At 69.1% G+C, this 14,171-nt stretch carries 10 protein-coding genes; all 10 read right to left on the bottom strand.

From position 1 onward, the window contains the following. Positions 1–177 (bottom strand): transposase (locus H4F98_RS11435; RefSeq protein ID WP_182687772.1); only part of this gene is annotated, 177 nt, incomplete at its 3' end. Positions 178–452: 275 nt separating this feature from the next. Then, positions 453–869 carry a hypothetical protein gene (locus H4F98_RS11440; RefSeq protein ID WP_182687774.1) on the bottom strand — a complete coding sequence of 139 codons (417 nt, stop codon included), beginning with the start codon at positions 867–869 and terminating at the stop codon, positions 453–455. Between the two features lie 150 nt (positions 870–1,019). Continuing rightward, positions 1,020–2,060, bottom strand: coding sequence for a glycoside hydrolase family 43 protein (locus H4F98_RS11445; RefSeq protein ID WP_182687776.1), 1,041 nt, complete (start codon positions 2,058–2,060; stop codon positions 1,020–1,022). A 39-nt stretch (positions 2,061–2,099) separates the two neighbouring features. Further along, a complete protein-coding gene (locus tag H4F98_RS11450; RefSeq protein ID WP_182687777.1) occupies positions 2,100–2,948 on the bottom strand; it encodes an aldose 1-epimerase in 849 nt (282 codons plus the stop codon). Then, positions 2,938–3,975: a glycoside hydrolase family 43 protein gene (locus tag H4F98_RS11455; protein WP_182687779.1), complete on the bottom strand. Its 1,038-nt coding sequence runs from the start codon at positions 3,973–3,975 to the stop codon at positions 2,938–2,940. The genes H4F98_RS11450 and H4F98_RS11455 overlap by 11 nt, the downstream gene beginning before the upstream one ends. 17 nt (positions 3,976–3,992) lie before the next feature. After that, a complete protein-coding gene (locus tag H4F98_RS11460) occupies positions 3,993–5,477 on the bottom strand; it encodes an MFS transporter (RefSeq protein WP_182687971.1) in 1,485 nt (494 codons plus the stop codon). A 62-nt stretch (positions 5,478–5,539) separates the two neighbouring features. Continuing rightward, the gene (locus H4F98_RS11465) at positions 5,540–8,242 is read right to left on the bottom strand and encodes a glycoside hydrolase family 3 protein (protein WP_246373133.1); all 2,703 of its coding nucleotides are present in this window, start codon (positions 8,240–8,242) and stop codon (positions 5,540–5,542) included. Next, the gene (locus H4F98_RS11470) at positions 8,242–9,990 is read right to left on the bottom strand and encodes a glycoside hydrolase family 43 protein (RefSeq protein ID WP_182687783.1); all 1,749 of its coding nucleotides are present in this window, start codon (positions 9,988–9,990) and stop codon (positions 8,242–8,244) included. The genes H4F98_RS11465 and H4F98_RS11470 overlap by 1 nt, the downstream gene beginning before the upstream one ends. Further along, a complete protein-coding gene (locus tag H4F98_RS11475) occupies positions 9,987–11,969 on the bottom strand; it encodes a sialate O-acetylesterase (RefSeq protein WP_182687785.1) in 1,983 nt (660 codons plus the stop codon). The genes H4F98_RS11470 and H4F98_RS11475 overlap by 4 nt, the downstream gene beginning before the upstream one ends. Beyond that, positions 11,966–14,149, bottom strand: a complete 2,184-nt coding sequence (locus H4F98_RS11480; RefSeq protein WP_182687787.1) for an alpha-glucuronidase family glycosyl hydrolase — start codon at positions 14,147–14,149, stop codon at positions 11,966–11,968. The genes H4F98_RS11475 and H4F98_RS11480 overlap by 4 nt, the downstream gene beginning before the upstream one ends. Between the last annotated feature and the right edge of the window lie 22 nt (positions 14,150–14,171).

Below are 14,171 nucleotides of genomic sequence, written 5' to 3' on the forward strand. Positions count from 1 at the left end.
CTCCAGCTCCTTCAAGCGCTTTGCGTCGGGCACGCTCATGCCCCCGAACTTGCTCCGCCACAGGTAGTACGACGCCTCGCTGAAGCCGTGCTTGCGGCACAGCTCCTTGACCGGCAGCCCGGCCTCGACCTCACGCAGGAAGCCGATGATCTGCTCTTCGGAAAAGCGCTTCTTCACGTCCAATCTCCTTACTCTGGGGAATTGGACTCCAGATCGCCGCGCTACTCAAAACCGGGGGGACGTCGCGATTTCCTTGCCGAGCCTAATCGATCCTGCCACGACCAATCCAACTGGTACTTGCAAAGGGACGGCGCCCACGTTGTGATCCGAAGGGCTCACTGAGACTTCCACAATTGCGCTCCCGGGATTTGGAAGGGCTCGGCGCAAGGAAGGAGGGGCATGAGCCGCGTAAAGCCCTGCCGCCACGCATGCACACCCAACTGACGCTCGACTTATCGTCTCGTGCGTTCCTTAACACCTGCACTCGCATGCACGTGGGTTGACAACTTCTCCGCAAGACGGGCGCGGGCACGCAACTTCGGCCCATCCGCCCAGCATATGAACCTGTAATCGACGACGTACATGATGATCGCAAGCGGGATGCACAGCAGGAAGTACAAATAGCCTTTTCCAGCCCATGCCATGTCCCGGAAGTAGGGGAGAACTGGCTTCAGTACGAGCGGCGTAAGCATGAACGAGACAAGGTAATAGAAGCAGAACAGGAGATACCTGTAGAAGTAGCGTCTCGCTATCCTCGGGCTCCGGATGGATTCGCTCGACAGCAGGAATCCCGCGACACGGAGTCTTGCTGGGATTCCGCACGCGCCCGCAATCAATGTGTGGGCAACCAAGAGGGTTTTCATGTCCATTTGATTGCTTCCTGCGTCCTTCGCCTTGCCTGTGTACCGGCTGGAATTTTCTTCGGTCTTCAACTAGCAGGTGGATTTTCCGCTGTCCTTCCCAGCGAGGCGGGCAGTTCGAAACGACGGCAAGCATTATCGGCGGCATACGTCCCCTACTCAATCGCCTGCCACGGTCTGAGCTGTCGACCGTGGCACGGAGATTCCTGCTTCGGTCTGCAGTACGGGCTTCATGCTGCCATCGGGGTTGTACTGCAGGTGCTCGACGGTGACGGCGCGCCTGCCGATGGCGCCGTTCTGGTCGCCGATGGTGAGCGCGGCGTTGTGCAGGAACAGGTACCAGTGGCCCTTGAACTCGACGATGCCGGGGTGGATGGTGAAGCTGTACTTGCCCGAGCCGGTGAGTTCGCCGCGGTAGGTCCAGGGGCCCTGGAGCGATGGCGCGGTGGCATAGGACACCTTTTCGTCGCGATGCGTGCTGCGGTCGAGCGAAGCGTAGGTCAGGTAGTAGAGCGTACCGCGCTTGTGCAGCCACGGACCTTCCTCGAAGTGCGGCGGCGTGATCTCGGTGATGTCGCCGTCGATCTCGATCATGTTGGGCTTGAGCCGCGCGATGTAGCACTGGCGGTTGCCCCAGGCGATCCAGGTGGTGCCGTCCTCATCGGTGAACACGGTCGGGTCGATGTCTTCCCAGCTGTGCGTGCCCCGCGGCGTCATCGCGTTGGTGACGAGCGCCGAACCCTTGGCGTCGACGAAGGGGCCGGTGGGGCTGTCCGACACCGCGACGGCGATGGCCTTGCCCGGCTGGGTGTCGTCGTGCTCGACGGCGGCGTAGAACCAGAACCGGCCGTCTTTCGCGATCGCCTGCGATGCCCAGGCATCGCCCTTGGCCCAGGCGAAGTCGGTGGCCTTCATGATCGGCCCGTGGTCCACCCAGGTCGCCATGTCCGTGGTCGAGTAGACCAGCCACTCGCGCATGTTGAACATCTCGTCGCGCTGGGCCTCGTCGTGGCCGACATACAGGTAGAGGCGATCGCCGACGACCAGGGGCGCGGGGTCCGCGGTGAAGCGGTCGCGGAACAGCGGGTTGGAGCGCGGCGCCACGCTGTCCCGTGCCACGGCCGACAGCACGATCATGCTGGCCGCGATGGCGACCGTGGCGCGGAGGACCGGTAGCGCGGATCGGCGATTCAACTGCATGGTGACGCTCCTTGTGAAGGCTGCAGGCGGGCGGGCCTGTCACCCGCTGTGTTCAAGGCGCCACGACAGTTCGAAGGCCAGGTCCACCCGCTGGCCGGGCGACAGGACGCGGGGCGCCAGGTTGAAGGCGTCGGGCGGTCCGGTCTGCGGTTCCACGCAGGTGGCGGACGGGTCGCCGTCGTAGACGACCCAGTGATCGGTGTCGGCGCGCAGGGCCAGGCGCTGGCCCTCGCGTTCGAGGACGATGGTGTCGTGGGCGATGAAGCAGTCGTCCCATGGGCCGGGCCCGGGCGCCACCGGGGGCGCGGTCGTGATGCCGGACGCGTCGCGCGGGTACATCGCCTCCGGTGCGAACACCAGCCGCTCCGGTTTGCGGAACCACGGATGCCAGCCCAGGGCGGCCGGCATTGCATGGTCCCCGGCCTGCACCGACAGCGCCAGTTGCAGCGAGGCATCGCCCAGCGTCACCGACTGCGTGGCGATGCCGCCGAAGGGCCAGTAGTCGTCGCGCGGCAGGGACAGGGACAGCCGTGCCTGCCGCGGATCATGCGCGTCGACCTGCCAGGGGCGCGAGTAGCCGATCCCGTGGATGGCGTGCGCGCCGAAGTTGCGCCGCAACTGGTGGCTGCGGCCCCCGTGTTCGAAGCGCCCTCCCCTCAGGCGGCCCGCCCAGGGCAGCATCGGATAGCAGCCCCATGCGATCGTCGCGGGCGCCTCTTCCGGGCCCAGCAGCCAGTCCACGCCGGCGAACCTGATCTGCGCGAGGCGGCCCCCGGCCTCCGGTGCCAGGGCGACCTCCAACGGGCCGTGCCGCAACCAGTGCAACCGCCCCGGCGCCATCGGGGCCATCGCATCGTCCCAGGCGGCGCGGGACGCGTCAGCCGCCATAGGGATCGATCGTGCGGATGCGACCGTCCGACTCGTGGTGCAGGACCGTGCACTTGGCCGAGCGCAGATGCGTCACGCCGCCCGAGTGCAGGGCGTCGTGGTAGAAGAGATACCACTGCCCGTCGAAGGCGCAGATCGAATGGTGGGTGGTCCAGCCGACCACCGGCTTCAGGATCACGCCGCCATAGGTGAAGGGCCCATAGGGACTGTCGCCAACGGCGTAGCACAGCAGGTGGGTGTTGCCGGTGGAGTACGACAGGTAATAGCGGCCGTCGTGCTTGTGCACCCAGGGGCCTTCGAAGAAGCGCCGGGCATGATCGTCCGCCCGCAGGGGATGGCCTGCCTCGTCGAGGATCACCACCTCGCGTGTCGGCTCGGCCAGGGTCGTCATGCCGGGATCCAGGCGCGCGACCCGGGGCCCGAGCGCGGGAGCGGCGCCGACGGGCTCCTCGTGCGAGGCGTCAAGGCGGTTGTCGCGGTACTTCTGCAACTGCCCGCCCCAGATGCCGCCGAAGTACAGGTAGTGCGCCCCGTCCTCGTCCTCGAACACCGCCGGGTCGATCGAATAGGCGCCCGGGATCGGCTCGGGCTCCGCGCGGAACGGCCCTTCCGGACGTTCGGCGATGGCGACGCCGATGCGGAACATGCCCCCGGGGTCCTTGGCGGGGAAGTACAGGTAGTACCGCCCATCGCGCGTGGCCGCGTCCGGCGCCCACATCTGGCGGTCCGCCCAGGGCACGTCGCGCACGTGCAGGGCCAGCCCGCAATCGACGGCGTCGCCGTCCGGCGCGTCCATCCTCAGCACGTGGTAGTCCTGCATGCCGAAATGCCCGCCCTCGTCGTCGAAGGGCGCGCCGCCGTCGATGTCGTGGGAGGGGTAGATGTACAGCCGGCCCTCGAACACGTGGGCGGAGGGATCGGCGGTATAGATGTGGGTCACCAGCGGCCGGGAGATCGCGCGGGCGGCCAGCGCCTCCAGGCAGGGGGTCGATTCAAGGGCGGCGTCGTGGTCGAGCGTGTCGGTCATCGGTAGGGCTCCTCGTGTCACGACGCCGTCCCGGCGGCGCGCCGGCGCTCGCCCAGTTCGCGTTCGATGCGCGCCTCCATGCGCTTGTCGATCTCATAGGTGAAAAGCAGCGCCACGGCGACCAGGAAGGGGATCGCGCTGTAGACGCTCACGGTCATGCGGATGCCATCGACGACCGCCGTCGACTGCTGGTCCGCGTCGGGCACGTAGCCGTAGTGCGCGAGGATGCCCGCGACCAGGGCGCCGCCCACGCTGAGCCCGATCTTCAGGCCGCAGAGCATGGCCGAGAAGACGATCGCAGTGGCGCGGCGACCGTTCTTGAGCTCGGAGTAGTCGGCGACGTCGGCGATCATCGCCCACAGCAGCGGGATCGTGATGCCGTAGCAGAAGCCATGCAGCATGAACGCGCCGAACACCATCGGGACCGCGGTCGGCGGGAACGCGTAGAACGCCAGCAGGAACAGCGTGGACGCGAACAGCGCCCCGCCGAACACGTCGCGCTTGCCGAAGCGATCGGCCAGCCGGCGCGACACGCCGATGCCCAGGATCATGCAGATGATGCCGCTGCCGTTGAACAGGCTGAAGGCCGAGGTCGCCGGGTCCTCCGGCCACTGGAAACCCGCCAGGCCCATGCCGGTGAGCGCGGCGTTGAGCGCGTCGATCATGCCGTTGAAGCCGGTGTCCTGCAGGAAGCCGGCCAGGGCCGCCTCGCTCATGTAGTACTGGAAGTAGTAGATGTACGTGCCGCCCTTCAGCGCCAGGTTGGCGAAGACCAGGATCGTCAGCGCCAGCATGACCTGCCACGGCCGGTTGGCGACCAGGTCCGAGAGGTCCTGCAGCACGCCGCCGGACTGCGCCTTCGTCGGCACGATGCGCTCGCGGGTGGTGGCGAAGGTGATCAGGAAGAACACCGTGCCCACCACGGCAAACACGGTCATCACCCGCTCGAAGCCCTGCACGCGGTCGCCGTCGCCGAGGATCAGCACCAGGGGCATCAGCAGTACCTGGATGATGAACTGCGCGATCATCACCGCGACGAAGCGGTAGGCCGACAGGCTGTTGCGCTGGCTCATGCTGCCGGTCAGCACGCCGCTGAGCGCGGAGTACGGGAGGTTGTTGGCCGCGTAGACCAGGACCAGCAGGGCGTAGGTGACCAGCGCGTACGCCACCTTGCCGCCCTCGCCCAGGTCCGGCGTGGTGAAGGCCAGCAGCGACAGCACGCCGAACGGGACCGCGGTGAACAGGATCCAGGGGCGGAAGCGACCCCAGCGCGTCGCCGTGCGGTCGGCCAGGATGCCGATCATCGGCGTGAACAGGAACGCGCCGAGCATGCCGACCACGAAGATGATGGTCGCCGCGGTCGATGCCGGCAGGCGGTAGACATCGGTGTAGAAGAACGCGAGGTAGGTCACCAGCGTCTGGAAGATCAGGTTCGCCGCCAGGTCGCCGAGGCTGTAGCCCAGCTTTTCCCGGATCGACAAGGTGTGGTCGGTGCTGGCCATGCGAGCGAGGTCCGGGCTGTCGTCGGTGGAAGGGCGCGTGGCGGTGGCGGTGGCGGTCGGGTTCATTCCTGCGCCGCCTCCACCTTGAAGGTCGCATGGACCCGTGCATCGGCACTGGAGCCGCCCAGGCGGACCTCGTAGGCACCGGGCGCGACCGCGTAGTCGTCGCGCGACGCGTCGTAGCGGCGCAAGGCCTGCCGCGGCTCCAGCTCGAACTCGACGGTCCGCTGCTCGCCGGGGGCCAGGTGGATGCGCTGGAACCCGCGCAGCTCCTGCAGTGAATCGCCGGGGGCCGGACGCACGGGTCGCACGTAGAGCTGGACCACCTCGTCGCCGGCGCGCTGGCCGGCGTTGGCCACGTCCACCTGCACGCGCAGGCGCCCGTCGGCCGCGACCTCCTGCGCGCTTGTGCGCAGGTTGCGGTAGTCGAAGCGCGTGTACGAGAGGCCATGGCCGAAGGGATAAAGCGGCGTGCCGCGGAAGTAGCGGTAGGTGCGGCCCTCCATCGCGTAATCGTCGAACGCCGGCATCGCCTCGTCGGCCTTGTAGAACGTGACCGGGAGGCGCCCGCCGGGATTGGTGTCGCCGAACAGCACCTCGCCCACGGCGGTGCCGCCGCGCTGGCCGGGGTACCAGCTCATCAGGATGGCCGGAAGGGTCGCGTCCGCCCAGTCGACCGCGAGCGCGGAGCCACCGGTCAGCACCAGCACCACGGGCTTGCCCGTGGCCTGCAGGGCTTCCAGCAGCGTGCGCTGCGTCGCGGGCAGGCGCAGGTCGGTGCGATCGCCGCCGGCGAAGCCCGGATAGCTGACCGTCATTTCCTCGCCTTCGACGTCGCCGGTGAGGCCGCCGACGAACACCACCGCGTCCGCGTCGCGGGCGAGTTCCAGGGCTTCCTCGAACGGCGGCTTCGCGCCGGGCATGCGCCACGCCAGGCGCACTGCGGCGTCACGCTGGTCATCGTAGTACTCCAGGCGCAGGTCGTAGGCGCGCCCGGCTTCCAGCTCGACGTCCACGCCGTCGCCACTCAGGCGATCGGCCTGGGTCCACCGTTCGAGCACCCGCTTGCCGTCCAGGTACAGCCGGTAGCCGTCGTCGGCCGCGACTTCGAGCCGGTAGCGGCCCGAGACCGGCGGCAGCAGCTGGCCGCTCCAGCGGATGCCGAAGCCATCGTCCGGGACATCCTGCCCCGGCGCGGCTTCGCCACGCGCCAGCAGGTTGTCGGTCGGCGACCCGCGGTCCCAGCGGAAGCCGATGCGCGCGTCGGTACGCACGAGGGCCGGGGTGCCCGTCAGCTCGCGGTTCCTGAAGTATTCGCCACGCAGGCCGCGCTCGCTGGAGCCGGCCGACGGACGCAGGTAGGCGGTGTCGATCAGCGGCGTGGCCGCCGGGCCGTCGCGCCCTTCCACCAGGTCGACGCCGCGCGCATAGCTGACGTCGACGGAGCCCGCGGCGTCGCGGATGCCCTGCAGGATCGTCACCGGGGCGGCCGGCGTGCCGTAGTAGTTGCCGAGCAGCGCCATCGTGTCGTCCGCGGTGGGCCCGATCACGGCGATGCGCTTGAGCTCGCGCGAGAGCGGCAGCACGCCGTCGTTCTTCAGCAGCACGAGGGAATCCCGCGCGGCCTCCAGTGCCAGCGCGTCGTGCGCGGGAGCCTGGTTCACCGAGTACGGGATCCTCGCCCAGCGCACGCGCTCGGGCGGATCGAACATGCCCAGCCGCATCCGCGCGGCGAACAGCCGCGTCACCGACGCGTCGATCTCGGCTTCGCTGACGAGGCCCTTGCGCACCGCCTCGGGGAGGGTGGCGTATTCTTCGCCACATTCGAGCTCGGTACCGCTTTTCACCGCCAGCGCTGCCGCTTCTTCGCGCGTTTCCACGATGCGGTGGTGCTTCCACACGTCGACGATGGCCCAGCAGTCGGAGACCACGTAGCCCTCGAACCCCCAGTCGCGGCGCAGCACGTCCTGCAGCAGGTACTGGCTGGCGCTCGCGGATTCACCGTACACCCGGTTGTACGCGCCCATCACCGCGTCCACGTCGCCCTCCTTCACCAGGGCCTCGAAGGCCGGGAAGTAGGTGTCGTAGAGGTCGCGCCTGCTGGGCCGCGCATCGAAATGGTGGCGGTCGGCCTCCGGCCCGCTATGGACGGCGAAGTGCTTGGCGGTCGCGTCCAGCTTGCGATAGACCGGATCGTCGCCCTGCAGGCCCTGGACGAAGGCCACGCCCATGCGCGCGGTGAGGTAGGGATCCTCGCCGTAGGTCTCCTGTCCCCGGCCCCAGCGCGGATCCCGGAAGATGTTGATGTTCGGCGACCAGAAGGTCAGGCCCTCGTAGCGCCCGTGCGAACCGTCGCGGATGAACTGGTGGTGCTTGGCGCGGGCCTCGTCGCTGATGGTCGTGGCGACCCGCCCCATCAGCGGTACGTCGAAGGTCGCCGCCAGGCCGATGGCCTGCGGGAACACCGTGGCCTGTCCGGCCCGGGCCACGCCGTGCAGGGCCTCGTTCCACCAGTCGTACGCCGGCACGCCCAGGCGTTCGATCGCCGGCGCGGCGTTCTGCATCTGCGCGACCTTCTCCTCCAGCGTCATCTCGGCGACCAGCGAGGCGGCGCGGTCCTCGAAGCTTCGCGAGGGGTCGAGCCAGGCCTCTTCTCCGCCAGCCTGCGCGGAGGTGGCGAACAGCAGCGCGATGCCCAGCGCAGTGGCGCGCAGGCCGGAAGCCGCACGCGGCGCCGCTGGAATGCATGGGTTCGTGTCCATCATCAGTCGTTCCCCAGGTTGCGCTCATCGCGCGCGAATGGTCCCAGCAGGGCGCCGACGAAGCCGCCGGCGCGATCGGTGCTCAGTACGGTGCCGTCGACCTGGCCGGCCAGCGTCTGCCAGCCCGTGCCGTCTCCAGTGTCGAACGAGAAGGCATAGTCGCCTTCGTCGGCCCCGATCTTCAGGCGAAGCTCGTCAGCGGCGTCCACCACGCGCGTGGCCAGGGTACGCGTGGTGCCCGTGCCATCGCGGCCCTCCAGGAACACGCTCACGCGATCGCCGGGGGCGCTCCGGACGCCAAGGAAGTACCAGTAGGCCTCGCTCTGGAAGGCGGCCAGGCCGGCGGCAACGCCCGGAGCCGGTCGCGACATCGAGGTGCTCGCTTCGAAGCGGAGGTGCTGCTGGCGGCGCCCGAGGAACGCGGGATTGCGCAGGGTGTCCAGGTCCTCGGTCAACGGATGCACCGCCAGGGCACCCGGCCGCGTCGCCAGGTCGGCCCAGGCCTGTTTGGGTACGCGTACGCGCATCCACTCCATCGACAGCGCGTCGCCATCGAATTCATCGCGTCGCACGAAGTTGCCGGTCGAAGGCGCCTGCGAGGCCTTGCCGCGCATCCACGACGGGGCGCCGACGACATAGGGAATCGCCTCGCCCGGCGGCAGGATCTCCGGCCAACCCTCGCGCCAGTGCACCGGCAGCAGGTAGGTTTCGCGCCCGGTGTTGTAGTGGCGCGTCTGGTAATTGCGGCTTGCGAGGAACACCGCCCACCAGCTGCCGTCGGGCCCCTCCACCAGGTCGGCATGCCCGGCGTTGGTGATGGGCAGCGGGCGATCGGCCGGCAGGTCGCGCTGGGTCAGGATCGGATTCTTCGCGTAGGGCACGTAGGGCCCCCATACCTCGCGGCTGCGCAGCACCACCTGCGAATGCTGCGGGCCGGTGCCGCCTTCGGCGTCGGACAGGTAGTACCAGCCCTCGCGCTTGTAGATGTGCGGCCCCTCGATCCAGATCGGATTCTTGTCGGGTTCCACGCCACCGTCGATCAGCACCTGGCGCGGACCGATGGGCTCGAAACGCTGCAGGTCGATCTGCTGCATCCAGATGGCGCGGTGGCCGTCGTAGCGCGCCGGGCCGGGCGGCGCGTCGTTGTTGAGCAGGTAGACCTTGCCGTCGTCGTCGAAAAACAGCGACGGGTCGATGCCACCGATGCCGGGCAGCCAGTGGGGATCGGACCACGGACCGGCCGGATCGCTCGCGGTGGCGATGAAGTTGCCGCCGCTGTCGATCGCCGTGGTGACCACGTAGAACGTGCCGGCGTTGAACTCGATGGTGGGCGCGAAGATGCCCCGCGACACGCTGAGGCCGTCGAAGTCCAGCTGCGTGGGACGGTCGATGACGTTGCCGATCTGTTTCCAGTGCACCAGGTCCTTGCTCTCGAACACCGGGATGCCGGGGAAGTAGGTGAAGCTGGAGTTGACCAGGTAGAAGCGGCCGTTGGCGGCGACGATGCCGGGATCGGCATGGAAGCCGGCCAGGACCGGATTGCGGTAGTGGCCGGCGGGCAGCGGCGGCTCGAACGCGGCGTCGTGGCCGGCGTATTCGAACCAGTCGAAGAACACCGGGGGCGGCGAAGACGATGGCGTGGGCTGCGCGGCGGACGCCGGCAGCAGCGCGGTCGCCAGGGCGCAGCCGGCGACGCCCCTGCAGGCGGCGCGGCGAAGCCCGGCCAGCAGGCGATGCGGGGATGCCTTCATCGGGACACCTCGTGGGCCATGAGGGGCATTTCGAAAGGGCCGACCGGATGCCCGGCCTCGTCGCGCAGCGTGCAGACCGGGCCGTCCGCCCAGCAGTAGCGCACGCGTTCGGGCGCGAGTCGCCGGCGGGCCTGGAGCAGGACCTGCTGCCCATCGATCGAGGCCTCTGCATACTCGCAATGCGCGGGACCGCAGAGCTCGAAGCCGATGGGGCCGTCGGCACCGGTGGTCGCCAGGGTGCCGGCGACATCGTCGAAAGCGACCCGGATGCCGTCCTCCGCCTGCCAGGCCGAGCGCACCGCCGGACCCGAGGCCGCGATCGCTTGCTCGCCGTAGACGACATGGCGCGCGGCGCGCGCCAGGCGGCGCCCCAGTTCCTGCTTGTTCGGCGGATGGATGTCGAAGGCGTCGCCGATGTCGATGCTCACGACGAGGCCGGAATGCGGGTCTTCCGCGACGACCTGGCGCTGCGCCTCGCGTACCTGCGCCCAGCCGCTTTCGGTCGGTGCGCGCGGCGGCATGCCGTATCCGGCCAACTGCACCACCAGCATCGGCAGCACGTCGCCGAACCGACGGCGCCAGTCGCGACGCAAGGCGCGAAGTCGCGTGGCGTAGTCAGCGCCCTCGCCCGTGTTGGATTCGCCCTGGTACCAGAGCATGCCGCGCATGCCGTAGCGGCCCAGCGGCGCGATCATGCCGTTGTACAAGGTGCCCAGGCCCGTCGCCGCCTGCCAGGGTGCGCGCGGCGGTTCGCCGGCGTCGGGCGACGACAGGTACGTCCAGGGCGTGTCCAGGACCACGCGCGTGCCGTCGTCGAAGCGCAGGGCTTGCGCGTCCGCCGGGCCCGCAAGCCCACCGTCGCGCCAGGTGTCCATCACGTTGACCACCACGGTGTTGCGGCCGGCCTTCAACAGCCCGGGCGGAACGGCGTACGCACGTGTGTCGCCGGGACCATAGAGGCTGCCGACGACGGTGCCGTTGACCCAGGTGATGTCGGTCTCGTCGGCCGCGCCCAACTCGAGCGTGGCCACGCGCGCGGCCTGGCCGGCCGTCAGGTCCACGTGGGTCCGGTACCACAGCATGCCGTTGTAGTCGGCCAGCGCGGGGATGCCCCAGCGCTCCCAGGCACCGAGGTCCATCGGCGCATCGCGCCAGCGCGCGTCATTCGCCTCGGGTCGCCAGGGCGCTTCATCGTTTGCCGTGCCGGCGCGGGTGGTCCACCAGTGCTGCCAGTAGTCGCCCCACTGCGCGAGCGCGGCGGATGTGTCTTCTTCGTAGAGCGCCAGCGCATCGAGTGCCTCGTCCATGCCGCCCTGCGCGCGCAATGACGCGGCGCTGGTCCAGGCCTCGATGCGCGAGCCGCCCCACGCCGCCTGGATCAGTCCCATCGGCACGTCGACGGTCTTGCGCAGTTCCCGCGCGAAGTAGAAGCAGGCGGCGGAGAAGTCGCGGGCGCTATCGGGCGATGCCGGCATCCAGCGCACGGGCGCTGCGAAGCGCGGCTGAGGCTCCACCGCGGCCGCACGCGGGACCACCAGCAGCCTGATATCCGGATCCGCTGCCGAGGCGATTTCGTTTTCCGCGTCCAGCGACCGCCACACCGGCAGCTCCATGTTCGACTGTCCCGAACACAGCCAGACGTCGCCGACCTGGACGTCATGCACGACCTGGACCGTTTCCCCGACCCTCGCCTCCAGCTCATGGGGACCGCCGGCGGGGCGGGCGGTGAAGCGGGCCTCCCAGCGACCATCAGTGCCCGCGCGGGCAGCGACGTCCTCGTCGTCGAACCTCACCGTGACCGCGGCGCCCGGCGTGGCCTGGCCCCACAGCAGGATCGGCGCGCCCCGCTGCAACACGGCGTGGTCCTGGAAAAGCGGATGCAGCAACGGGGCTTGCGGCGGTGCCTGCGCGTGGGCACCGAGGGCGCAGGCGAGCCCAATCAGCGTCGCGGCCACAAGCGGAAGATGCGTTCGCCTCATCGTCCGTCTCCCGGCGCATGCGGGAACCGCAACGCCTCGTAGTACGCCAGCGGGTGCGGTGGCGGCATCTCCCCCGCGGGCAGCGGCAGGCCATTGATCGACTGGAAGTACGCGATGCTGGCATCGCGCCACCATTGCGCTTCGGCCCGCTGGATGGCCAGGAACGCGGCCACGTGCGCGTGGCGCGGTCCATCGATCCGGCCGCGAAGCGTTTCCCACGTGGCCTGCATGTCCTCGACGTACTGCACCCCGCGCGTGTAGCGATGCACCATCTCGTCCCACAGCGAACGCCCGGAATGCATGCGGTGATCCCAGGGGACATGGTGGAACCAGAGCAGCAGCGCTTCGGGCACCTGTTCGACGTCGTCGAAGGTCCTTGCCAGCGGCGGCGCGTACTGCGACACCGCGTTGCTGCCCGTACTGGAGCGGTCGAAACCTATACCGCGGGCATCGGCCCGGTGGTAGTACACCGACGTCCAGTCCGCGCGCGGCCCCCCGTCGACCCACGGCCCCGGTCCATAGTGATGGCCGCGCGCCATCAGGTGGTGCAGGCCGAGCGGGGTCATGTAGTCGACGGCGGCTTCGCGCGAGCCCATCATCATGTCGACGACGGGCGCCACGACACCGGGGTCGCGCGAGAAGGTCATGGCCACCCAGTCGGCCGCGATGTCGCGCGCCGACTGGTCGGGGTTCCACGCCAGCCGGCCGAAGGCATACCAGTTCGCCTGGTCGAAGTGCGAGCCGCTCCAGGTCCGGTCGTCGCCGACGTTCGCCACGCCGGCGATGCCCGACAGCGCATGGCCATCCAGCGAGCCGTCCACCACCTTCGCGACGGTGGACCCCGCGCCCTGAGCTTGCGTGTCCGAACGCAGGGTCTCTTCGTACAGCGACCCGAGGTACACCAGGTGGGTGGCGAAACCCAGGTATTCCTTGGTGACCTGGAACTCCATCATCAGCGGCGTTCGCGGCATCGCGCCGAACAGCGGATGGAAGGGCTCCCGCGGCTGGAAGTCGATGGGGCCGTTCTTGACCTGCACGAGCACGTTGTCGCGGAATGCGCCGTCCAGGCCGGCGAACTCGCTGTACGCCTGCCGGGCGCGATCCTCCGGAGCGTCGGGCGCGTAGACGAATGCACGCCACATGACCACGCCGCCGTGCGGTGCCAGCGCATCGGCGAGCAGGTTGGCGCCTTCGGCGTGCGTGCGCGCATAGTCCTGGGGGCCCGGCTGGCCTTCCGAGTTCGCCTTGACCAGGAATCCGCCGAAGTCCGGGATGAGCGCGTAGATCTCGTCGGCCTTGTCGCGCCACCAGCGCTGCACGCGCGGATCGATCGGATCGGCGGTGTCCAGCCCGCCCAGCTCGATCGGCGCGCTGAAGCGGGCACTGAGGTAGACACGGATGCCATAGGGCCGGAACACGTCCGCCAGCGCGGCCGCCTTGCGCAGGTACTCGTGCGACAGGCTCAATGCCTCGGCGTTGACGTTGTTGAGGACGCTGCCGTTGATGCCCACCGACGCATTCGCGCGGGCATAGTCGGTATAGCGCGGATCGCGCCAGCCCGGCAGGGTGTGCCAGTCCCACAGCGAGCGGCCGGCATAACCGCGCTCCACGTAGCCGTCCAGGTTGTCCCAGTGGTCGAGGACGCGCAGTTTGACGTGCGGCACCTCGCGGACGTCCAGCCCGTCCAGTTCGACGCCGGTCTGCAGCAGCCGCAACAGGTGGAACACCCCATACAGCACGCCGATGTCGCGACGCGCCGCGACCACCAGTGTTTTCCGCCCGCCCACGCGCGTCTCGCGAAGCAGGTAGCCCTCCTCGCCGAGCCCGTCCAGTTCCGCTCGCATCGGCGCGATCCACGGCGAGGCATCCGGCGTCCCCACGACCAGCCCACCAGGTCTCCCATCCCCCTCGCGGAACCGGGGCGCGCTGCCCAGGAGACCTGCCAATCCCCGGCGAAGCTCGTCGCGGGTGGCACGTTGGATGGGCGTGGAATCGGGTGCGCTGACATCGCCCAGACCGATCCCCGAGGCTTCCAGACTGACGGGGCCGGCCTCTGCGTATCGCAACCACAGGGCATGGCCATCCTCGGCCCGCGCGGCGGCTCCGAAGGCCAGCCACGCCAGCACACCGGCCAGCACGACCCGCCAACGTTCACCGGAACGCGAAGTTAGCGGTAACATTGCTCGATCCGACGGACCGTGG

This window comes from Marilutibacter spongiae, from assembly GCF_014145325.1.
GTDB lineage: Bacteria > Pseudomonadota > Gammaproteobacteria > Xanthomonadales > Xanthomonadaceae > Marilutibacter > Marilutibacter spongiae.